We start from the raw sequence: 22402 nt of genomic DNA, 5'->3' as shown, positions 1-22402 counted from the left end.
TAAACTCGTCACTATTCAGGTTGTTATTACCTGAATGACAAAGATTACTCGCCTTTCGCTGCTTTGAACGCTTCAGCCATGGCGTTGTTGGAGAAGTTCGCGTCTTCCTGCTTGTTCACGGTAGCGATAGCGTCTTTTTCTTCCGCTTCGTCTTTCGCACGTACAGACAGGCTCACTACGCGGTTCTTACGATCCACGCCAGTGAATTTCGCTTCAACTTCGTCGCCAACGCTCAGAACCAGAGTTGCGTCTTCAACGCGGTCACGGGATGCTTCAGAAGCACGCAGGTAACCTTCTACGCCGTCAGCCAGTTCTACGGTTGCGCCTTTAGCGTCAACTGCAGTCACTTTACCAACAACGATAGCGCCTTTCTTGTTCAGAGCAACGTAGTTGTTGAACGGATCTTCCGCCAGCTGTTTAACGCCCAGGGAGATACGCTCACGCTCTGCGTCAACCTGCAGAACAACTGCTGCGATTTCGTCGCCTTTTTTGTATTCACGAACTGCTTCTTCGCCTGCAACGTTCCAGGAGATGTCAGACAGGTGAACCAGGCCGTCGATGCCGCCGTCCAGGCCGATGAAGATACCGAAGTCAGTGATAGACTTGATTTTACCTTCAACACGGTCGCCCTTGTTGTGGGTTTCCGCGAACTGCTGCCATGGGTTAGATTTGCACTGCTTCAGACCCAGGGAGATACGACGACGTTCTTCGTCGATATCCAGAACCATTACTTCCACTACGTCGCCAACGTTAACAACTTTGGACGGGTGGATGTTTTTGTTGGTCCAATCCATTTCGGAAACGTGAACCAGGCCTTCAACGCCTTCTTCGATTTCAACGAAGCAGCCGTAGTCGGTCAGGTTGGTCACGCGACCGGTCAGTTTGGTACCTTCCGGATAACGTTTAGCGATAGCTACCCACGGATCTTCGCCCAGCTGTTTCAGGCCCAGGGATACACGGGTACGCTCGCGGTCGAACTTCAGCACTTTAACAGTGATTTCGTCGCCAACGTTTACGATTTCGCTCGGATGCTTAACGCGTTTCCAGGCCATATCGGTGATGTGCAGCAGGCCGTCAACGCCGCCCAGATCAACGAATGCACCGTAGTCAGTGAGGTTCTTAACGATACCTTTGACTTCCATGCCTTCCTGCAGGTTTTCCAGCAGCTGATCGCGCTCTGCGCTGTTTTCGGATTCGATAACGGCACGACGAGAAACAACAACGTTGTTACGCTTCTGGTCCAGCTTGATGACTTTGAACTCAAGCTCTTTGCCTTCCAGGTGCAGCGTGTCGCGCACCGGACGAACGTCTACCAGGGAACCCGGCAGGAACGCACGAATACCGTTCAGCTCAACAGTGAAGCCACCTTTAACTTTGCCGTTGATAACACCGGTAACAGTTTCAGCGTCTTCGTAAGCTTTTTCCAGCGTGATCCAAGCTTCGTGACGTTTAGCTTTCTCACGGGACAGCAGAGTTTCACCGAAGCCGTCTTCTACTGCATCCAGAGCAACGTCAACTTCGTCACCAACCTGGATTTCCAGCTCGCCCTGGGCGTTTTTGAACTGCTCAGCCGGGATGGCGGACTCAGATTTCAGACCGGCGTCAACCAGTACTACGTCTTTGTCGATAGCAACAACAACACCACGAACGATGGAACCCGGGCGGGTTTCGATTTCTTTTAAGGATTCTTCAAACAGTTGAGCAAAAGATTCAGTCATGTTTAATCTTCAGGTTAATATTAACGTCCACCTGGCTCCGTGCCGGATGGGGTTGTTTCACATACCCGCTGACCATCCATTGCCGCGGGGTACTGCTATAATTCGGAGGCTTCGGCGCGTGACCGGTTAAGGCTTACGCAACGGCCAATTTTTCGCGCGCATATTGTAGCGCTTTTTCAATCACTTGCTCAATGTTTAGTTCGGTTGAATCGAGAACTAATGCATCGGCAGCCGGGACAAGCGGCGCCACGGCGCGATTTCTATCACGATCGTCACGCTCTTTTATCTCGGACAAAAGACGTTCAAAGTTAACATCAAAGCCCTTTTCCTGCAACTGCCGCATGCGGCGATGCGCCCGCTCATCGGCCGAGGCATCGAGGAAAATTTTCACCGGCGCGTCCGGGAAAACCACCGTGCCCATATCGCGCCCGTCGGCAATCAGCCCCGGCAGTTCACGAAAGGCGCGCTGGCGGCGCAGCAGCGCTTCGCGAACGCGAGGGAAAGCCGCCACTTTCGAGGCGGCGTTCGCGACCTCCTGGGTGCGAATTTCGCCGCTGACATCTTCCCCTTCCAGCACCACTTCGAGGTTGCCGTCAGTAGAAATAAAGCGCACGTCAAGATGGGCAGCCAGGGGCACCAGCGCCTCTTCGGACTCCACGTCAACATGATGATGCAGCGACGCCAGCGCCAGAACGCGGTAGATCGCGCCTGAATCTAACAGATGCCAGCCCAGCGCTTCCGCCATTGCCTTGCATAACGTACCTTTACCCGCACCGCCAGGCCCATCAATGGTGATTACCGGAACTGTTGCCGTCATCTTTTTCTCCTTCAGCAAGGCGCATAAATATCGAAACGCCGCGCATTATACGCATCTCTTCGGCGGAAAGTGAGTCTTGCTTTTAAATTACAGATAACTGGAAATCTCATGCGGAAGAATTGAGCAATTATAGCGGGCTGATAGAGCATCAGCCCGGAAGATGAGGGAGTTTTACTTTTTATCTGCAGCGATACGGTCGCGGATATGCTGCGCGCGTTCAGCGGAAGGCGGGTGTGAATCGAACAGAGATTTACTGTGGCCGGCGTCAAGGCTGGCCAGTTTGTCGAAGCTGCCCACCAGCCCCTGAGTGCTGATGTTGCGTTTTTTCAGCAGATCGTAAGAGAAATCATCAGCATCCGACTCCTGCGAGCGGGAGAACGCAGAGTTGATCATTCCCTCAGCGATATCGCCCAACTGAGATTTAGACAAGCTTGCAGCCGCTTCGCTGGTCGCTGAAATTGCATCGCGTGCGGCAATAGTCGCATACGCGGTTTGCATCGCTTTGCGCGAGTGTCCGAGCGCAACGTGACCCAGCTCATGGCCCAGAACCGCTTCAACTTCATTATCGGTCATCATGTCCATCAGGCCGCTATAGACGCGGACGCAGCCGTTGGCCATTGCCCAGGCGTTGACGTCGGATGTCATGTAAACCTTATAGGTTACCGGCGTGCCGTTGATATTATTTCCTAACGCTTTGGCAATTTTGTTCAGACGTTTGGTGTACTTACTTGATGCACTAGCCAGTTTATTTTCACTATCCATTTGCTTACAGGCATCGTCGGAAAGCGTTTTGACTTCAGAGTCAGAAAGCGTCGCCGCTTTGTAAGCCGTCATTCCTGAATTGACGAGGGCGTTGGTGTCCATCCCCTGCATATTTTTACAACCTGCCAACAACGTGGCGGAAACGGCCAAAGCCAGCATTACTTTTGTATTTCTCATATCAATCATCCATTGATTAGCATAATAAATGCTTATAAATCCTATATTTACAAGCAAGCAAGGCTAGCATTTAGTTTCCTGTCCGACAAGCAGAGATAAAAAAACGCCGACCTGAGGGTCGGCGTTGTTACCTTAAATTCGCGTCATTCAGGCCGGCGTACTGATCCGCGCCAGTTGCTCAAAATAGTCGGGGAAGGTTTTCGCCGTACACTTCGGATCAAGGATGGTCACCGGCGTATCAGACAGCGCCACCAGCGAGAAGCACATCGCCATCCGGTGGTCGTTATAGGTGCCGATTTCAGCATACTTCAGCGTCGCCGGCGGGGTGATGCGAATATAATCTTCACCCTCTTCCACCTCGGCGCCCACTTTACGCAACTCGGTCGCCATGGCGAACAGACGGTCCGTCTCCTTGACCCGCCAGTTGTAGATATTGCGCAGCGTGGTGGTCCCTTGCGCGAACAGCGCGGCGGTGGCGATGGTCATCGCGGCGTCCGGGATATGGTTCATATCCATATCGATAGCCTTGAGCTCGCCACGGGTACAGGCGATGAAATCGTCGCCCCAGGTGACGGTGGCGCCCATTTTTTCCAGTACGTCGGCGAAACGAATATCGCCCTGTACGCTGCCGCGGCCGATACCGGTGACTTTCACCGTGCCGCCCTTAATAGCGCCAGCGGCAAGGAAATACGAGGCCGATGAAGCATCCCCTTCCACCAGGTAATCCCCCGGCGACTGATACTGTTGCTTGCCGCGCACCACAAAGCGCTGATAAGACTGGTTGTCCACCTCAACCCCGAAGGTTTTCATCAGGTGCAGCGTAATGTCGATATAGGGTTTTGACACCAGATCGCCCTTAATGGCGATCACAGTATCCTGCGGCGCCAGCGGCGCGGTCATCAGCAGCGCGGTCAGGAACTGGCTGGAGACGCTGCCGTCAACTTCAACATTGCCCCCCTGGAACCCTCCGCGCAGGCGCAGCGGCGGATAATTTTCCTGCTCCAGATAGTCGATCTGAGCGCCGCCCTGACGCAGGGCATCCACCAGATGGCCGATCGGGCGCTCTTTCATTCGCGGCTCGCCGGTCAGCACGATATCGTTGCTGCCAAGGCACAGGGCTGCCGCCAGCGGGCGCATCGCGGTACCGGCGTTGCCGAGGTACAGCTCCAGCGCCGCTGCGGCATGCAGCGGGCCGCCGTTGCCGGTCACTTCACAGCGGGTACGGTCAGCAGACAGGGTGTATTGAACCCCCAGCGCACTCAGGGCATTCAGCATATGGCGCACATCGTCGCTGTCCAGCAGGTTGGTCAGCACCGTCGTGCCGCGGGCCAGGGCGGCCAGCAGCAGCGCGCGGTTGGAGACGCTTTTCGAACCTGGCAGGTTCACGGTGCCCTCTACGCGTGCGATGGGTTGTAACGTCAGGGAATCCATCAAACTTCACTCTCAAACAAACAGAATAAAAACCCCGCAGACAGGCCGCGGGGAGGAAGAAAGGAACGGGCGATTAACCGTGGCGGCGTTCGAAGTCCAGCATAAAGTCGGTTAACGCCTTCACGCCGTCCAACGGCATCGCGTTGTAGATGGAGGCACGCATGCCGCCCACCACCCGGTGGCCCTTAAGCGCGTGCAGCCCGGCGGCAAACGACTCTTCAAGGAACAGTTTATCCAGCGCGCTGTCCGCCAGCTGGAACGGCACGTTCATACGGGAGCGGTTGGCTTGCGCCACATCGTTACGATAGAAGCCGCTGTTATCGATCACGCCATACAGCAGTTCGGCTTTCTGCTGGTTGATCTTGTCCATCGCGGCAACGCCGCCCTGCTGTTTCAGCCACTTAAACACCAGACCGGCCAGATACCAGGCGAACGTCGGCGGCGTGTTAAACATCGAGTCATTCTCGCTTAACACGGTGTAGTCGAGGATTGACGGGCAGGCCACGCTGGCTTTACCCAGCAGATCTTCACGTACGATGACCAGCGTCAACCCTGCCGGGCCGATATTCTTCTGCGCGCCGGCATAGATCACGCCGAAGCGGTTGACGTCAATTTCGCGGGACAGAATGGTGGAGGAGAAATCGGCGGTCACGATGACGTCGTCGCCGAAGTTCGGCGTATCATCAATCGCGATACCGTCAATGGTTTCGTTCGGGCAGTAGTGCAGATACGCCGCGCCCGGCGTCAGCTGCCACTCGCTCATTGGCTTGACCGCGCGCTTGCCGTCGACGGTGATTTTCGCGTCGATGACGTTAGGCGTGCAGTATTTCTTCGCCTCTTTGACCGCGCTGGCGGCCCAGTAGCCAGCGTCCACATAGTCAGCGACGTTTTTATCGCCGAGGATGTTCAGCGGGATCCCGGCGAACTGGCCGCGGCCGCCGCCATGACAGAACAACACTTTATAGTTGGAAGGGATATTCAGCAGAGAACGGAAGTCCTGTTCTGCCTCTTCTGCCACCTGGATGAACTCCTTACCACGGTGACTGATTTCCATGACCGACGTACCCAGACCGTGCCAGTCGCACAGTTCCTGCTGAGCCAGTTTGAGTACTTCCGCCGGCAGCATTGCCGGGCCCGAACTGAAGTTATAGACCTGAGCCATTTCCCCTCACCACGTTGCTATGTTGTTTTGCCCGCGAACCGCCGCGGGCATAAGTTATTCCTGTGGCTATCGGTTTTATCATTCAGTGACACGGTCCGCAATGGCTAAAACTCGCCGACGGCAAAACGCGGCAGCCGTCACACAACAGAATCTATCGGCTTGACGTAATAAAACCGACATATTTGCTGTCAGGTGAGTCGTTTCGCCCGGCTGGCCTTCGACCATTCTGCATTTGCGCAGCGGGAACATATTCGCTTTTCTCCCGCCTGCATCGCCATCACGATGCTGCAGCGTACGCAGGCGTAGATCCCCTCCTGAGGAATAGTGGTATAGCGCGTGGTGCAGTGCGTCGGGAGAATCGACAACCCGGCCCTCACCTCGTCATCGGGATAATAAAACACGCTGATCTGGCCATTGGTTTCAAGGATCGCCAGCCGCACCTGGCCGAGCTGCTCGACGCTGTTGACCCGTAGCTCCATAAAAAATTCGAATTCGGTCATATTTTCCGCATGCAGTTTCTCCCATGCCAGTTGCCCCTCCTCCACCACCACGATAGGCTTGCCCTCCAGCAGATCCTCCAGCTTTTCACTATGCCCCATCAGCCACATGATGCCGCGATAAAGCAGCGCCAGCGTGACGAAGACCACCAGCACCGGCAACAGCGGGACATCGTCATAAAACGCCACGTCCCCCGCCGCCGAGCCGAGGGTCAGAATAATCAGCACCTCAAACAGCGACATCTGCCGCACGCCGCGCCGTCCGGTAATTTTGAGGAAAATAAAGACCAGAACGAAGGTGTAGAGGCTGCGCAACGCCACCTCGCCGAGAAATTCCACCGGCACTTTATCGAGCGCCATCCGCTGCCAGTCAAAGGCTTTCATTATCATCTCCCTGAGCATTAAAAGATGTCTCTAAGCATAGCCAGATGATGGAGATAGCACCTGTCAGATAAAAGCCGTATCATTGCGCGCTTTCCGTACGACAAAAGTGATCGCCATGACCCAAACGTTTATTCCCGGCAAAGATGCCGCCCTGGAAGATTCCATCGCTCGCTTCCAGCAAAAATTGCTCGACCTCGGATTTGATATCGAAGAGGCCTCGTGGCTGAACCCGGTGCCGCACGTGTGGTCCGTTCACATTCGCGATAAGGAATGCGCGCTGTGCTTTACCAATGGTAAAGGCGCCACCAAAAAGGCAGCCCTCGCCTCCGCGCTGGGCGAATATTTCGAGCGCCTGTCCACCAACTATTTTTTCGCTGACTTCTGGTTAGGCGACACTATCGCTAACGGCCCGTTCGTTCACTACCCGAACGAAAAGTGGTTCCCGCTGACCGAAAACGACGACGTCCCGGAAGGTCTGCTGGATGCCCGCCTGCTCGCGTTCTACGATCCGGACGATCAGCTGACGGCCAGCATGCTGGTGGATCTGCAATCCGGTAACGATGAGCGCGGCGTGTGCGGCCTGCCCTTTACCCGCCAGTCCGACGGCGAAACGGTCTATATTCCTATGAATATCGTCGGCAACCTGTATGTCTCCAACGGCATGTCCGCTGGCAACACCCGTAATGAAGCTCGCGTGCAGGGCCTGTCCGAAGTCTTTGAGCGCCATATCAAAAACCGCATCATCGCCGAAAGCATCAGCCTGCCGGAGATCCCGGCGGAGGTCATGGCGCGCTATCCGGGCGTCGTGGAGTCGATCGCCAAACTGGAAGCCGAAGGTTTCCCGATCTTTGCCTATGATGGCTCGCTGGGCGGCAAGTATCCGGTTATCTGCGTCGTGCTGTTTAACCCGGCAAACGGCACCTGCTTCGCCTCTTTCGGCGCCCATCCGGACTTCGGCGTGGCGCTGGAGCGTACGGTCACCGAACTGCTGCAGGGCCGCAGTCTGAAAGATCTCGACGTCTTCACGCCGCCGACCTTCGACGACGAAGAAGTCGCCGAGCATGCTAACCTCGAAACCCACTTTATCGACTCCAGCGGCCTGATTTCCTGGGATATGTTCAAGCAGGATGCCGACTATCCGTTCGTTGACTGGAGCTTCTCCGGCACCACAGAAGAAGAGTTCGCCACCCTGATGGCCATCTTCAAGGCCGAAGATAAAGAAGTGTATATCGCCGACTACGAGCACCTGGGCGTTTACGCCTGCCGTATCATCGTCCCGGGGATGTCGGATATTTACCCGGCGGAAGATCTGTGGCTGGCGAACAACAGCATGGGCGCTCATCTGCGCGACACCATTCTGTCCCTGCCGGGCAGCGAGTGGGAAAAAGAAGATTACCTGGCGCTGATCGAGCAGATGGACGATGAAGGCCTGGATGATTTCACCCGCGTTCGCGAACTGCTGGGCCTCGCCACCGGCAAAGACAACGGCTGGTATACCCTGCGCGTCGGTGAGCTGAAAGCCATGCTGGCCCTGGCCGGCGGCGATCTGGAGCAGGCGCTGATCTGGACCGAGTGGACCATGGAGTTCAACGCTTCGGTCTTCAGCGCGGAACGCGCTAACTACTATCGCTGCCTGCAGACCCTGCTGCTGCTGAGCCAGGAAGAGGAGCGTCAGCCGCTGCAATACCTGAACGCCTTTATCCGTATGTACGGCGCCGAAGCGGTCGAAGCCGCCAGCGCGGCGCTGAGCGGGGAAGCGCCGTTCTATGGCCTTCAGGCTGTCGACAGCGATCTGCAGGCCTTCCCGGCCCATCAGTCGCTACTGAAGGCTTATGAAAAACTGCAGCGAGCGAAGGCGGCGTTCTGGGCAAAATAAGCCCTAAGCGCGCCATCGTGGTGACCAGCAACGGAGCCCAATACGGCTCCGTTGATTTCACCTGACGAGGCGGCCACTATAGTTTGTAGTTGCAAAGTTAATTAATAGTAAATAATGCGCTTATAAGATTTACCATTCGTTAATTTTAAATAAAATACTCCATATTAATTAACTCAAAAAATGGCGTGAAAACGAAAAAATTCAACATAACTTATAAATTTTAAAATTTATTTTCTTCATAATATTCAATCATTTAACCACTAAAAACACAAAAACCACACACTAAAAAGGCATATAGTTCCGGTGAGATATGATCTATATCAATTTCCCTTCTATAATGCTTTGTTAGTATCTCACCGCCAACTTATATAAAGAGAGAGTTAGTGTGAAAGCTGACAACCCTTTTGATCTTTTGCTCCCTGCCGCGATGGCGAAAGTCGCCGAAGAAGCAGGTGTCTATAAAGCAACGAAGCATCCGATGAAGACCTTTTATCTGGCGATCACCGCTGGCGTTTTCATCTCCATCGCTTTCGTATTCTATATCACCGCGACCACCGGCACTGCCGCGATGCCTTATGGGATTGCCAAGCTTATCGGTGGGGTCTGTTTTTCCCTGGGTCTGATTCTGTGCATTATCTGCGGCGCTGACCTCTTTACCTCTACGGTATTGATCGTGGTGGCGAAAGCCAGCGGTCGAATTACCTGGGGGCAACTGGCAAAAAACTGGCTCAACGTCTATTTTGGTAACCTGGTGGGCGCACTGCTGTTTGTGCTGCTGATGTGGTTATCAGGCGAATATATGACTGCCAACGGCGGTTGGGGGCTCAATGTCCTGCAGACCGCTGACCACAAAATGCACCATACTTTTGTGGAGGCCGTGAGCCTGGGTATCCTCGCTAACCTGATGGTTTGTCTCGCCGTATGGATGAGCTATTCCGGTCGTAGCCTGATGGATAAAGCGATGATCATGGTTCTGCCGGTAGCGATGTTCGTTGCCAGCGGCTTTGAGCACAGCATCGCCAACATGTTTATGATCCCGATGGGTATCGTAATCCGCAACTTTGCAAGCCCGGAATTCTGGACCGCAATCGGTTCGACTCCGGAAAGTTTCTCTCACTTGACCGTTATGAACTTCATCACTGATAACCTGATTCCGGTAACTATCGGGAACATTATCGGCGGGGGTCTGCTGGTCGGGTTGACATACTGGGTCATTTACCTGCGTGGCAACGACCATCACTAAGGGTTGTTTCAGGCAGTAAATAAAAAATCCACTTAAGAAGGTAGGTGTTACATGTCCGAGCTTAATGAAAAGTTAGCCACAGCCTGGGAAGGTTTTGCGAAAGGTGACTGGCAGAATGAAGTCAACGTCCGTGACTTTATTCAGAAAAACTACACCCCATATGAAGGCGACGAATCCTTCCTGGCTGGCGCGACTGAAGCGACCACCAAGCTGTGGGACAGCGTAATGGAAGGTGTAAAACAGGAAAACCGCACTCACGCGCCTGTTGATTTTGACACTGCCCTGGCTTCCACCATCACCTCTCACGACGCAGGCTATATCGAGAAAGGTCTGGAAAAAATCGTTGGTCTGCAGACCGAAGCGCCGCTGAAACGTGCGATCATCCCGTTCGGTGGTATTAAAATGGTTGAAGGTTCCTGCAAAGCGTACAATCGCGAGCTGGACCCGATGCTGAAAAAAATCTTCACTGAGTACCGTAAAACTCACAACCAGGGCGTTTTCGACGTCTATACTCCGGACATCCTGCGCTGCCGTAAATCCGGCGTGCTGACTGGTCTGCCGGATGCTTACGGCCGTGGTCGTATCATCGGTGACTACCGTCGCGTTGCGCTGTACGGTATCGACTTCCTGATGAAAGACAAATTCGCCCAGTTCAACTCTCTGCAAGCGAAACTGGAAAGCGGCGAAGATCTGGAAGCGACCATCCGTCTGCGTGAAGAAATCGCTGAACAGCACCGCGCGCTGGGCCAGATCAAAGAGATGGCGGCTAAATATGGCTACGACATCTCCGGTCCGGCGACCACCGCTCAGGAAGCTATCCAGTGGACCTACTTCGGTTACCTGGCTGCCGTTAAATCTCAGAACGGCGCGGCAATGTCCTTCGGTCGTACCTCCAGCTTCCTGGATATCTACATCGAACGTGACCTGCAGGCGGGTAAAATCACCGAGCAAGACGCGCAGGAAATGGTTGACCACCTGGTCATGAAACTGCGTATGGTTCGCTTCCTGCGTACCCCGGAATACGATGAACTGTTCTCCGGTGACCCGATTTGGGCAACAGAATCCATCGGCGGTATGGGCGTTGACGGCCGTACTCTGGTGACCAAAAACAGCTTCCGCTTCCTGAACACCCTGTACACCATGGGGCCGTCTCCGGAGCCGAACATCACTATCCTGTGGTCTGAAAAACTGCCGCTGAGCTTCAAGAAATTCGCTGCTAAAGTGTCCATCGATACCTCTTCTCTGCAGTATGAGAACGATGACCTGATGCGTCCGGACTTCAACAACGACGACTACGCTATCGCATGCTGCGTAAGCCCGATGGTTGTTGGTAAGCAAATGCAGTTCTTCGGTGCTCGCGCCAACCTCGCAAAAACCATGCTGTACGCTATCAACGGCGGCGTGGATGAAAAACTGAAAATGCAGGTGGGTCCGAAATCTGAACCGATCAAAGGCGACGTTCTGAACTTCGACGAAGTGATGGAACGCATGGATCACTTCATGGACTGGCTGGCTAAACAGTACGTCACTGCGCTGAACATCATCCACTACATGCACGACAAGTACAGCTACGAAGCCTCTCTGATGGCGCTGCACGACCGTGACGTTATCCGCACCATGGCGTGTGGTATCGCGGGTCTGTCCGTTGCTGCTGACTCCCTGTCTGCAATCAAATATGCGAAAGTTAAACCGATTCGTGACGAAGACGGTCTGGCTGTCGACTTCGAAATCGAAGGCGAATACCCGCAGTTTGGTAACAACGATGCTCGCGTCGATGACATGGCCGTTGACCTGGTTGAACGTTTCATGAAGAAAATTCAGAAACTGCACACCTACCGCAACGCGATCCCGACTCAGTCTGTTCTGACCATTACCTCTAACGTGGTATATGGTAAGAAAACCGGTAACACCCCAGACGGTCGTCGCGCTGGCGCGCCGTTCGGACCAGGTGCTAACCCGATGCACGGCCGTGATCAGAAAGGTGCTGTTGCCTCTCTGACCTCCGTAGCGAAACTGCCGTTTGCTTACGCGAAAGATGGTATCTCTTACACCTTCTCTATCGTACCGAACGCGCTGGGTAAAGATGACGAAGTTCGTAAGACCAACCTGGCGGGTCTGATGGATGGTTACTTCCACCACGAAGCGTCCATCGAAGGTGGTCAGCACCTGAACGTGAACGTGATGAACCGCGAAATGCTGCTCGACGCGATGGAAAACCCGGAAAAATATCCGCAGTTGACCATCCGCGTATCTGGCTACGCTGTACGTTTTAACTCCCTGACTAAAGAACAGCAGCAGGACGTTATTACCCGTACCTTCACTCAGACCATGTAATTCCCTGTCTGACTGAAAAAGCGTACAATAAAGGCCCCACATCAGTGGGGCCTTTTTAACAAGCAATCCCCGCCCTAGCCTGCTTTGCCAGTTATCTATACTTTGGGTATCTGTCAAAACAGACTCGACACAGCCGCTGAGCTGTGCACCAACACGGCCCCGGATGGGCCACATCTGGAGAAAACACCGCAATGTCAGTTATTGGTCGCATTCACTCCTTTGAATCCTGTGGCACCGTTGATGGCCCGGGCATCCGCTTTATTACTTTTTTCCAGGGCTGCCTGATGCGCTGCCTGTACTGCCATAACCGTGATACCTGGGATACCCACGGCGGCAAAGAAATCACCGTTGAAGAGTTAATGAAAGAGGTGGTGACCTATCGTCACTTTATGAATGCTTCCGGCGGCGGCGTCACCGCATCGGGCGGCGAAGCGATCCTGCAGGCGGAGTTTGTTCGCGACTGGTTCCGCGCCTGTAAGAAGGAAGGTATTCATACCTGTCTCGATACCAACGGCTTTGTTCGTCGCTACGATCCCGTTATCGACGAACTGCTGGAGGTAACAGACCTGGTGATGCTGGATCTTAAGCAGATGAACGATGAGATTCACCAGAACCTGGTCGGCGTCTCTAACCATCGTACGCTGGAATTCGCCCAGTATCTGGCGAAGAAGAATATCAATGTCTGGATCCGCTACGTGGTGGTTCCGGGCTGGTCAGACGATGATGATTCCGCGCACCGCCTGGGCGAATTTACCCGCGATATGGGCAATGTCGAAAAAATCGAGCTACTGCCCTACCATGAGCTGGGCAAACACAAATGGGTAGCGATGGGCGAAGAGTACAAGCTGGACGGCGTCCATCCGCCGAAGAAAGAGACCATGGAGCGAGTCAAAGGCATCCTTGAGCAATATGGGCACAAAGTGATGTACTAATCCCGCCCGGGCCGGTGATGCGCTTATGCCGGCCTGCAACGGCGTGGGAAGCTGTTACCGTCCAGCCGTTGCATTCTTATGCAAGACGGCTCTACTGCAGTAAGCACAGGCTATTAAAACGGATGACGCGCAGCATGCGCTGCGCGCTACAGGGTCAGGCGTGCGCCACCGGCGTTGGATGATGTCCGGCTTTGCGCAGCAGGGTCAGCAGATAGATAAACGACACGCTGGCGATCATAATAAACAGCAGGTTATCCGAGAAGTTCTGCATCAGCATCGCCGTCAGCGTCGGGCCCAGCAGGCTGCCGATGGTATAGCTCATCAACAGCGCCTGGTTCATTGCCACCAGCTGATGGTGCTCCACTTTTTCACAGGCCCAGGCCATCGCCACCGGATAGAGGGTAAAGCCCGAAGCGCCCAACACAAACAGCGCCGGCGCCATCGCCGCCTGGCTGAGCATCGCCAGACATCCCAGGATCACCACAAACACCTGCACCCGCAGCACCAGCAGGCGACCGTAGCGGTCTGCCAGACGCCCTACCGGCCACTGGCCGAGGATCCCGGCGCTAACCATCACCGCCATCCAGAAGCCAATGCCGGCGTCGCTGACGCCCTGATGGTTCAGCCACAGCGGCATCAGACCATACAGCGAGCCGAGGACAATCCCTGAGATAATGCAGCCATTGACCCCGTGGCGCGCCTGGCGCAGCTTCAGCATCGGCCAGATACGTACCGTTTCATGTGGCTCTTCGGCCTGCCCCATGATGCGGGTAAACAGCAGCGGCAGGATCGCCGCCAGCGCCAGACCCGTCACCCACGGCAGGACGCTCATTAAATCGGTGGGGAGTTTACTGACCATCAGCTGGCCCAGTACGGTACCGACGTAATAGACCATCATGTACGCCGCCAGCAGACGACCGCGGCTGCGTGAAGTGCCGCTGCAGACCAGCGCGCTTTCCACCACCACCCAAATCATCGCGCAGCCTACGCCGGCGATAAAACGCCAGCTCAGCCACGTCCAGAAACCCACGGTGATCCCCAGCCCTACGCAGCCGACGGCGAATATTAACGACGCGAGATAATAGCTGCGGTTAAACCCCAGGCGCTTGATCACCCAGCCGGCAAGCAACGTACCGGCCAGGTTGCCGGTAAAATAGGATGACCCCACCATGCCGACCTGCCAGGTTGGCATATTTTCATGGGCGAGCCAGAGCGGGACGAGCGTATTCAGCACCGCTATCGCCAGGGTCAGTAAAAGCAGGCCACAGAGCAGCATTTGCACTGGCCGGGTGTAGATGGTCATGGGTAAAAACCGTGAGGAATGTTCAGATCGCGAGCGCATCATGCCACCGCTAAAAACATTGTCAATCCACCTGAAATCAGGCCTGACGCGGTTTTGCCGGGCACGATAGAAGTTTTTTATCCACAGAAGGGATAAAGATGAGGCAACAGATAATACGCTGTTGTTTTTCTTAATTTATTAATAAATGTCGACGTTGATTTCAGTTGAAAAATTTCATCTATCGACAGCACGTTTTCATCATGCCGGCACGCCTGCGCCGGCATGATGACGCTGATTAACTGGCGATAGCCATCCCGACGGTCATATGCAGACCATAGAATACGCCGCGGCCAATCATCTCTCCCGCCAGCACCAGAACAAACGCCAGGCCGAGCAGCGAGACCGTCGGCTTGCGGCCGCGGATCTGCGGCACGCACCAGCAGGCCAGGGCCAGCGCCAGCAGCACCACGCGCCAGGCCATAAGCAGCCCATAATCCGGCACCAGGGCGGAGGCCTGCTGAATTGAGCTGCGGATAGTGGCGAGTTCACTCCCCTGCATCAGGACCACCACGATACTCACCAGCAGCGCCAGTAAAGTGACCACCGGTAGCAGGCGCAGCGCCCAACCGTCAACGCCTGCGACGCGCAGCAGCAGGTAGCCCAGCAGCGGACCGCCGATAAACAACGTCAGGAAGAAGCTCAGCGGCGTCCAGAGGGTATACCAGGTCGGCACCGTGTCGATGGTGTTATAGACCCGCACCATCATCCAGACGAAGATCACCCCAAGCGCCATGGTCGCGACCAGCCACAGGCTACGCAGTCCGGCAGGCAGCTTTTTACACACGGCCAGCAGCCAGCCAATCCCGCCGACGGCGAAGAAGATCGCCCCGCTGGCTATCTCATTACTCAGCGATGAGGCCCCTACGCGATTGAGCGAGTTAAAGGCCCGCAGCGGCGAACCGAGGTGCATTGTCGAGGCGATAAACCCGATCCCCATCAATACCCACAGGCCGAACATGCTACCCACCACGCGCTGCTCCTGCTCACGGGAAAGCTTGCCCGTCATGAGCGCCAGCGCCAGGACGATGAAGCCGCCCGCGACGCACTGGCCGAAGACCGTAAAGATCATCAGCGGCCATTCATGCCATCCGTTTCCCATCTTACACCTCCTTCGGGTTTGCCAGGTAACCGGTGGTATCGCCACACGGCCGGGCATTGGCGTTAGGTTTGATCACGATGCTCGGCCGGGTAAAGTGCGCCGAAGGCAACGGCGCCACCGCCGCCAGCTGGCCGTGCTTAGCGCGCAGTTCGGCAATCGGCCCGAAATCCAGCGCCCGCAGCGGGCAGGACTCGACGCAGATCGGCTTTTTCCCGTCGGCGACGCGCTCGTGGCAGCCGTCACACTTGGTCATATGGCCTTTGTCGGCATTATATTGCGGCGCGCCGTAAGGACAGGCCATATGGCAGTAACGGCAGCCAATGCACACCTCTTCGTTGACCACCACAAAACCGTCTTCGCGCTTGTGCATCGCTCCGCTCGGACAGACCTTGGTGCAGGCAGGATCTTCGCAGTGGTTACAGGCGATGGAGAGGTAATAGGCGAACACGTTCTGATTCCAGACGCCGTTATCCTCCTGCCAGTCGCCGCCGGCATATTCATAAATGCGGCGGAAGCTGACCTCCGGGGTCAGATTTTTGTAGTCCTTACAGGCCAGTTCGCAGGTCTTGCAACCGGTGCAACGGGCGGAATCAATAAAAAATCCATACTGAGTTGTCATCGGTTACTCCTTACAGCTTCTCAACCTGGACGAGGTTGGTATGCGACGGGTTCCCCTTCGCCAGCGGCGAGGGGCGCTGGGTGGTCAGCACGTTAATGCTGCCAGCCTGATCCACGCGCGAGGCGTCCGGGTTATACCAGGCCCCTTCCCCCAGCGCGACCACGCCTGGCATCATGCGCGGGGTCACCTTCGCTTCGATATGCACTTCCCCACGGTCATTGAAGATGCGAATGCGATCGCCGTTGGCAATACCGCGCTGGCGGGCATCGATCGGGTTAATCCACATCTCCTGCCGACAGGCAGCCTTCAGTACATCGACGTTGCCGTAGGTTGAATGGACGCGCGATTTATAGTGGAAGCCGGTCAGCTGTAGCGGGTATTTCGCCGTCAGCGGATCGTTGTAGTTTTCGAAGCCCGGGGTGTATATCGGCAGCGGATCGATGACATCGCCTTCCGGCAGCTCCCAGGTGGCGGCGATTTTCGCCAGCGCCTGCGAATAGATTTCAATCTTGCCCGAAGGCGTGGTCAGCGGATTAGCCTGCGGATCCTCACGGAAGGCTTTATAAGCCACATGGTGCCCTTGCGGATCGCGCTGCTTATAGATGCCCTGCTGACGGAAGGTGTCGAAATCCGGCAGGTCGGGAATCGCTGTGCGCGACTGCTCATACAGATAGCGCATCCAGCCTTCCTGGGTACGGCCTTCGGTAAATTTTTCCTCGACGCCGAGGCGCTTCGCCAGCTCGCTGGTCATCTCATAGATAGTTTTGCATTCGAAACGCGGATTGATGGCCTGGTCGGCAAAGATGACGTAGGACATGTTGCCGCAGGAGGCATCCAGCGCGAAATCCATCTGCTCAGAGGCGGTGCAGTCCGGCAGCAGAATATCGGCGTATTTCGCTGACGAGGTCATATGGCAGTCGATGACCACAATCATCTCGCACTTCTTGTCGTCCTGCAGGATCTCGTGGGTGCGGTTAATCTCTGAGTGCTGGTTGATCAGGCAGTTGCCCGCATAGTTCCAGATCATTTTGATCGGCACATCGAGCTTATCTTTGCCACGCACCCCATCGCGCAGGGCAGTCATTTCCGGGCCGCGCTCAATCGCATCGGTCCACATAAACATCGATATGCTGGTCTGAACCGGATTCTCCAGCGTCGGCATGCGCTCAAACGGCAGGCTGTAGGAGCCCTCGCGCGCGCCGCTGTTACCGCCGTTGATCCCGACGTTACCGGTCAGAATGGCGAGCATCGCGATAGCCCGGGTGGCGATTTCGCCGTTGGCGTGACGCTGCGGCCCCCAGCCCTGGCTGATATAGGCCGGTTTGGCGCTGGCAATTTCGCGCGCCAGTTTAACAATGCGTTCGCGCGGAATACCGGTTATGGTCGAGGCCCACTCCGGCGTTTTGGCGATACCGTCGGCGCCCTGGCCAAGTATCCAGGCTTTATAGTGGCCATTGGCCGGGGCATCGGCAGGCAGAGTTTTCTCGTCGTATCCCACACAGTATTTATCGAGGAACGGCTGATCGACCAGATTCTCGGTGATCATCACCCACGCCAGACCCGATACCAGCGCCGCATCGGTACCGGGGCGAATCGGGATCCATTCATCTTCGCGGCCGGCGCCGGTGTCGGTATAGCGCGGATCGATAATGATCATCCGGGCATTGGATTTCTGGCGCGCCTGCTCAAGATAGTAGGTCACCCCGCCGCCGCTCATCCGCGTTTCCCCGGGGTTGTTGCCGAACAGCACCACTAACTGGCTGTTTTCAATATCCGACGGGCTGTTGCCATCCGCCCAGCCGCCGTAGGTGTAATTCAACCCTGCGGCAATCTGCGCGGATGAATAGTCGCCGTAATGATTGAGATACCCACCGCAGCAGTTCATCAGACGGGCAATCAGGGTTTTCCCCGGCGGCCAGGAGCGGGTCAGCGTGCCTCCCAGCGTGCCGGTGCCGTAGTTCAGATAGATGGACTCGTTGCCGTAGTCTTTAATCAGGCGCTGCGTCGTGCTGGCGATGATATCGAACGCCTCTTCCCAGCTGATTTGCTCGAATTTACCCTCACCGCGTTTGCCTACGCGCTTCATCGGATATTTCAGCCGATCGGGGTTATAAACCCGGCGGCGCATAGACCGCCCGCGCAGGCAGGCGCGCACCTGATGCAGGCCGTCATAGTTATCGTCACCGGTATTATCGGTTTCGACGTATTTAATCGCGCCATCCACCACGTGCATGCGCAGCGGGCAGCGGCTACCGCAGTTGACGGTGCAGGCACTCCAGACCACTTTCTCACTGGCCGGGGCTGGCGTGTCGGCGGCGTGGGCCATACGGGAAAAGGGTAACGTTAGTGCGTTGCTGGCCAGCGCCAGGCCGCCTATTGCCGTGGTTTTCATCAGACCACGGCGGCTTACCTCAGCAGCCAGTAAAGCATCGGGGGCTTTAATTTTCATGGATACTCGCTTTGGTTGCTCACAATAAACTGACAAGCGCTATATAGTGATATATATAAGGCTTTGAAATATTATTGGTTTTTTATGCTGGTTTAATCCAAAGGGAGTATCACTGCATTCGCGGATGGGATTATTGCCCGGTATCAATAAGGATGTAAAAAAAGCGCCCGCAGGCGCTTTTAAGGGAGAAGGTAAAAATTAACCGATATATTCGAGGCCGCGCATATACGGGCGCAGGATTTCCGGGATCTCGATACGGCCATCGGCCTGCTGATAGTTTTCCATCAGCGCCACCAGGGTACGACCGACCGCCAGGCCAGAACCATTCAGGGTATGAACGAGACGGGTCTTCTTGTCGGACTTGCTGCGGCAGCGAGCCTGCATACGACGCGCCTGGAAATCCCAGACGTTGGAGCAGGAAGAGATCTCACGGTAGGTGTTCTGCGCCGGGACCCATACTTCGAGGTCATAGGTTTTGCAGGCGCTGAAGCCCATATCGCCGGTGCACAGCGCGACCTTACGGTAAGGCAGGCCCAGCAGCTGCAGCACTTTCTCGGCGTGGCCGGTCATCTCTTCCAGCGCCGCCATCGAGTCTTCCGGACGGACAATCTGCACCATTTCAACTTTATCGAACTGGTGCATACGGATCAGACCGCGGGTGTCGCGACCATAAGAACCTGCTTCGGAACGGAAGCACGGCGTATGGGCGGTCATTTTTATTGGCAGATCGTCTTCATCGATAATTTCATCACGCACCAGGTTGGTCAGCGGCACTTCCGCCGTCGGGATCAGCGCGTAGTTGCTGCTGTCAGCCTCTTCTTCCAGCGGACGGGTATGGAACAGGTCTCCGGCGAATTTCGGCAGCTGGCCGGTGCCATACAGGGTGTCCTGGTTAACCAGGTACGGGACATAGTTTTCGCTATAGCCATGCTGTTCAGTGTGCAGATCAAGCATGAACTGCGCCAGGGCGCGGTGCAGACGGGCCAGCTGGCCTTTCATCACCACGAAGCGCGAACCGGTGAGCTTAACGGCGGCGGCAAAATCCAGCCCCCCGTGCATTTCACCCAGCGTCACGTGATCGCGCACGTCGAAATCGAACTGGCGCGGCGTGCCCCAGCGGCTGACTTCAACGTTGTCGTTTTCGTCACGGCCAACCGGCACGTCATCGTGAGGAATATTCGGGATCGCCAGCGCGATATCGCGGATTTCCGCCAGCAGCGCTTCCAGCTCGGATTTTGCGGCATCCAGCTGTTCGCCGAGTTTGTTCACTTCCAGGCGTAATGGCTCGATGTCTTCCCCGCGCGCTTTCGCCTGGCCAATGGATTTCGATCGGGAGTTGCGCTCCGCCTGCAGGTTTTCCGTTTGCACCTGCAGAACTTTACGACGCTCTTCAAGCGCGCGAAGTTTATCTACATCCAGCTTAAAGCCCCGGCGTGCCAGTTTTTCTGCGACTGCGTCTGGCTCGGTACGCAGCAGATTGGGATCGAGCATGCTTATCCTGTGCTTATCGAATTAAAAAAAGAATAGTGGCCGCAGACTACGACCACGGAAATAGTGTAATAACCTTACCGCAACGCCTCAATTAGCGGTAGCGTTTTATCGGGCTATTTTGATCCTGTTCAGCGAGCCAGGCGAGCTTTTCGCCAATTTTGCCCTCAAGCCCCCGGTTTGTCGGGTGATAATAGCGCGTTTGCGCCATTTCCTGCGGGAAGTACTGCTCACCGGCGGCGTAGGCGTTAGGTTCGTCATGAGCGTAACGATACTCCTGCCCGTAGCCCATCTCTTTCATCAGCTTCGTCGGGGCATTGCGCAGATGCACCGGAACGTCATAGTCCGGACGGTCTCGCGCGTCGGCCAGCGCCGCTTTAAAGGCGGTGTAGACCGCATTGCTCTTCGGCGCGCAGGCCAGATAGACAATGGCCTGGGCAATCGCCCGTTCGCCTTCCGCCGGCCCGACGCGGGTAAAGCAGTCCCACGCCGAAATGGCCACCTGCATCGCCCGCGGGTCGGCGTTGCCGACGTCTTCCGAGGCAATCGCCAGACAACGGCGGGCAACGTACAGCGGATCGCCCCCGGCGGTGATGATCCGCGCGTACCAGTAGAGCGCCGCGTCCGGCGCGCTCCCGCGCACTGACTTATGCAGGGCGGAAATCAAATCGTAGAAACGGTCGCCTTTATTATCAAAGCGCGCGCTGCGCTCGCCGGCGATCTCGGTCAGCAGTTCCGCCTTCAACACCCGCTTGCCCGCATCATCGCTCTCGGCCATATCGGCCATCATTTCCAGGGTATTCAGCGCCCGCCGCGCATCGCCGTTCACCAGTTCGGCGATGGCCCTGCGGGTCTCATCCGGCAAAACGATATCCTGGCCGCCGTAGCCGCGGGTTTTATCGTGCATCGCCTGGTCAAGCACCTGCTCGATATCGTCGGTGGTAAGCGATTTCAGTAAGTAGACGCGGGCGCGGGAGAGCAGCGCCGAGTTAAGCTCAAAGGAGGGATTTTCGGTGGTCGCGCCAATAAAGGTGATGGTGCCATCTTCAATATGCGGCAGAAAGGCATCCTGCTGGCTTTTATTGAAGCGATGCACTTCGTCAACAAACAGAATCGTTCGTCGGCCGGCGTGGCGATTCTGCCGCGCGCGCTCAATGGCCTCGCGGATCTCTTTCACCCCGGAGGTCACCGCCGAGATCCGTTCGACATCGGCGCTGGCATAGCGGGCGATCACTTCCGCCAGGGTAGTCTTGCCGGTGCCCGGCGGCCCCCAGAGGATCATCGAATGCAGGTGCCCGGCTTCGATCGCCCGCGGCAGGGGTTTGCCCGGCGCCAGCAGGTGCTGCTGGCCAATATACTGCGCTAAATTTTCTGGCCGCATGCGAGCGGCCAGAGGTTGAAACGCGTTGTCGGAAAAATCGAGCGACAGATTGCTCACTTTCGCCTCTACTTACGTTGATCGTCCACCGTCACCCCTTTCGGCGGCGTAAAGGTGAACTTAGATGCGTCGACGGCGCCGTTCTGCTGCGATTTCAGCTGATAGCTGCTGCGCTGATCATCCTGCTCGACGGCGCTGAACTGATGGATGGTGCCGTCCCGACCGACGTTGATCGTGAACTGCTTCAGGTTGCCGCTGCCGCTTTTCGGCGTCAGCACAAAATCATCGCCGTTTTGTTTGATATTGTACTGCTGCCAGTCGCTGGACTGGTTGCGGGCAATCAGCATAAACGGCGTGTTGCTGGTGGCGTCTTTCAGCCAGGTCGCAGTGGCCTGCTCGACGAACGGGTTATAGAACCACAGGGTTTTACCATCCGAAACGAGGACGCTCTCATCCGGCTGGGTCATATGCCAGTTAAACAGATTCGGGCGTTTTACCCACAGGTCGCCCTGTCCGTCCTGCACGGCGTTGCCGCTGCCGTCGGTGACTTTTTGCGTGAAGCTGGCATGGAAGCTGCTCACTTTATCAAGACGGCTTTTTAAGTCACTGGCCGCATCTGCCCAGACCTGGCTGACGACCATACCAGACAGTAATGCACAGGTGATTGCGAGTTTTTTCATTGTTCTTCCTTAAT

The 22402-nt window shown here is 56.0% G+C and carries 17 protein-coding genes; 4 read left to right on the top strand and 13 right to left on the bottom strand.

Annotation, left to right across the window (positions count from 1 at the left end; translation table 11 throughout):
• Positions 1 to 44: 44 nt before the first annotated feature.
• The 6 genes from rpsA to ABLX76_RS21605 all read right to left on the bottom strand — a co-directional run bounded on the left by rpsA (position 45) and on the right by ABLX76_RS21605 (position 6948).
• Positions 45 to 1718, bottom strand: coding sequence for a 30S ribosomal protein S1 (gene rpsA, locus ABLX76_RS21630; RefSeq protein WP_002898162.1), 1674 nt, complete (start codon positions 1716 to 1718; stop codon positions 45 to 47).
• Positions 1719 to 1851: 133 nt separating this feature from the next.
• Positions 1852 to 2535: a (d)CMP kinase gene (gene cmk / locus ABLX76_RS21625; RefSeq protein ID WP_241516024.1), complete on the bottom strand. Its 684-nt coding sequence runs from the start codon at positions 2533 to 2535 to the stop codon at positions 1852 to 1854.
• A gap of 171 nt (positions 2536 to 2706) precedes the next feature.
• Entirely contained in the window at positions 2707 to 3474 is a 768-nt protein-coding gene (locus tag ABLX76_RS21620) for a M48 family metallopeptidase (RefSeq protein WP_044521916.1), read from the bottom strand.
• A gap of 147 nt (positions 3475 to 3621) precedes the next feature.
• Complete coding sequence (gene aroA / locus ABLX76_RS21615; RefSeq protein WP_348875280.1) at positions 3622 to 4905, bottom strand: 3-phosphoshikimate 1-carboxyvinyltransferase; 1284 nt, start codon at positions 4903 to 4905, stop codon at positions 3622 to 3624.
• 73 nt (positions 4906 to 4978) lie between these two features.
• Positions 4979 to 6067 (bottom strand): 3-phosphoserine/phosphohydroxythreonine transaminase, encoded by a 1089-nt coding sequence (gene serC / locus ABLX76_RS21610; protein ID WP_023289018.1) that lies wholly within the window; start codon positions 6065 to 6067, stop codon positions 4979 to 4981.
• Positions 6068 to 6255: 188 nt separating this feature from the next.
• On the bottom strand, positions 6256 to 6948 hold the full coding sequence (locus tag ABLX76_RS21605; RefSeq protein WP_023289017.1) for a DUF421 domain-containing protein: 693 nt from the start codon (positions 6946 to 6948) through the stop codon (positions 6256 to 6258).
• A 115-nt stretch (positions 6949 to 7063) separates the two neighbouring features.
• Here ABLX76_RS21605 and ycaO point away from each other — a divergent pair, with 115 nt between their 5' ends.
• From ycaO to pflA, 4 genes are all read left to right on the top strand, one after another.
• Positions 7064 to 8824 (top strand): 30S ribosomal protein S12 methylthiotransferase accessory factor YcaO, encoded by a 1761-nt coding sequence (gene ycaO, locus ABLX76_RS21600; protein WP_044521954.1) that lies wholly within the window; start codon positions 7064 to 7066, stop codon positions 8822 to 8824.
• A gap of 385 nt (positions 8825 to 9209) precedes the next feature.
• Positions 9210 to 10067, top strand: coding sequence for a formate transporter FocA (focA, locus tag ABLX76_RS21595; RefSeq protein ID WP_023289015.1), 858 nt, complete (start codon positions 9210 to 9212; stop codon positions 10065 to 10067).
• Between the two features lie 51 nt (positions 10068 to 10118).
• Positions 10119 to 12401: a formate C-acetyltransferase gene (gene pflB, locus ABLX76_RS21590; RefSeq protein WP_023289014.1), complete on the top strand. Its 2283-nt coding sequence runs from the start codon at positions 10119 to 10121 to the stop codon at positions 12399 to 12401.
• A 191-nt stretch (positions 12402 to 12592) separates the two neighbouring features.
• Positions 12593 to 13333, top strand: a complete 741-nt coding sequence (pflA, locus tag ABLX76_RS21585; protein ID WP_002898145.1) for a pyruvate formate lyase 1-activating protein — start codon at positions 12593 to 12595, stop codon at positions 13331 to 13333.
• Between the two features lie 154 nt (positions 13334 to 13487).
• Here the strand turns inward: pflA and ABLX76_RS21580 are convergent, their stop codons facing one another.
• The 7 genes from ABLX76_RS21580 to lolA all read right to left on the bottom strand — a co-directional run bounded on the left by ABLX76_RS21580 (position 13488) and on the right by lolA (position 22388).
• Positions 13488 to 14636, bottom strand: a complete 1149-nt coding sequence (locus ABLX76_RS21580; RefSeq protein ID WP_004201378.1) for an MFS transporter — start codon at positions 14634 to 14636, stop codon at positions 13488 to 13490.
• A 274-nt stretch (positions 14637 to 14910) separates the two neighbouring features.
• The gene (locus tag ABLX76_RS21575; protein ID WP_065881852.1) at positions 14911 to 15774 is read right to left on the bottom strand and encodes a dimethyl sulfoxide reductase anchor subunit family protein; all 864 of its coding nucleotides are present in this window, start codon (positions 15772 to 15774) and stop codon (positions 14911 to 14913) included.
• Between the two features lies 1 nt (position 15775).
• Positions 15776 to 16393 carry a DMSO/selenate family reductase complex B subunit gene (locus ABLX76_RS21570; RefSeq protein WP_048334592.1) on the bottom strand — a complete coding sequence of 206 codons (618 nt, stop codon included), beginning with the start codon at positions 16391 to 16393 and terminating at the stop codon, positions 15776 to 15778.
• Positions 16394 to 16403: 10 nt separating this feature from the next.
• Positions 16404 to 18842 (bottom strand): dimethylsulfoxide reductase subunit A, encoded by a 2439-nt coding sequence (gene dmsA, locus ABLX76_RS21565; RefSeq protein ID WP_348875279.1) that lies wholly within the window; start codon positions 18840 to 18842, stop codon positions 16404 to 16406.
• Between the two features lie 198 nt (positions 18843 to 19040).
• A complete protein-coding gene (gene serS, locus ABLX76_RS21560; RefSeq protein ID WP_004201371.1) occupies positions 19041 to 20333 on the bottom strand; it encodes a serine--tRNA ligase in 1293 nt (430 codons plus the stop codon).
• A gap of 91 nt (positions 20334 to 20424) precedes the next feature.
• Positions 20425 to 21768 carry a replication-associated recombination protein RarA gene (gene rarA / locus ABLX76_RS21555; protein WP_086076087.1) on the bottom strand — a complete coding sequence of 448 codons (1344 nt, stop codon included), beginning with the start codon at positions 21766 to 21768 and terminating at the stop codon, positions 20425 to 20427.
• Positions 21769 to 21776: 8 nt separating this feature from the next.
• Entirely contained in the window at positions 21777 to 22388 is a 612-nt protein-coding gene (gene lolA, locus ABLX76_RS21550) for an outer membrane lipoprotein chaperone LolA (protein WP_004201368.1), read from the bottom strand.
• Positions 22389 to 22402: the final 14 nt, after the last annotated feature.

The organism is Klebsiella sp. JB_Kp004, from assembly GCF_040065795.1.
Lineage (GTDB): Bacteria > Pseudomonadota > Gammaproteobacteria > Enterobacterales > Enterobacteriaceae > Klebsiella > Klebsiella quasipneumoniae.
Note: the sequence above shows the minus strand (reverse complement) of the source record. Positions and strands in the feature narration are given on the sequence as shown.

Coding starts and splice junctions, on each gene's coding strand:
- serC (WP_023289018.1), bottom strand. CDS start 6,067: ATGGCTCAGGTCTATAACTTCAGTTCGGGCCCGGCAATGCTGCCGGCG.
- dmsA (WP_348875279.1), bottom strand. CDS start 18,842: ATGAAAATTAAAGCCCCCGATGCTTTACTGGCTGCTGAGGTAAGCCGC.
- lolA (WP_004201368.1), bottom strand. CDS start 22,388: ATGAAAAAACTCGCAATCACCTGTGCATTACTGTCTGGTATGGTCGTC.
- ABLX76_RS21570 (WP_048334592.1), bottom strand. CDS start 16,393: ATGACAACTCAGTATGGATTTTTTATTGATTCCGCCCGTTGCACCGGT.
- ABLX76_RS21575 (WP_065881852.1), bottom strand. CDS start 15,774: ATGGGAAACGGATGGCATGAATGGCCGCTGATGATCTTTACGGTCTTC.
- pflA (WP_002898145.1), top strand. CDS start 12,593: ATGTCAGTTATTGGTCGCATTCACTCCTTTGAATCCTGTGGCACCGTT.
- aroA (WP_348875280.1), bottom strand. CDS start 4,905: ATGGATTCCCTGACGTTACAACCCATCGCACGCGTAGAGGGCACCGTG.
- ABLX76_RS21620 (WP_044521916.1), bottom strand. CDS start 3,474: ATGAGAAATACAAAAGTAATGCTGGCTTTGGCCGTTTCCGCCACGTTG.
- rpsA (WP_002898162.1), bottom strand. CDS start 1,718: ATGACTGAATCTTTTGCTCAACTGTTTGAAGAATCCTTAAAAGAAATC.
- ABLX76_RS21605 (WP_023289017.1), bottom strand. CDS start 6,948: ATGAAAGCCTTTGACTGGCAGCGGATGGCGCTCGATAAAGTGCCGGTG.
- cmk (WP_241516024.1), bottom strand. CDS start 2,535: ATGACGGCAACAGTTCCGGTAATCACCATTGATGGGCCTGGCGGTGCG.
- serS (WP_004201371.1), bottom strand. CDS start 20,333: ATGCTCGATCCCAATCTGCTGCGTACCGAGCCAGACGCAGTCGCAGAA.
- ABLX76_RS21580 (WP_004201378.1), bottom strand. CDS start 14,636: ATGACCATCTACACCCGGCCAGTGCAAATGCTGCTCTGTGGCCTGCTT.
- pflB (WP_023289014.1), top strand. CDS start 10,119: ATGTCCGAGCTTAATGAAAAGTTAGCCACAGCCTGGGAAGGTTTTGCG.
- ycaO (WP_044521954.1), top strand. CDS start 7,064: ATGACCCAAACGTTTATTCCCGGCAAAGATGCCGCCCTGGAAGATTCC.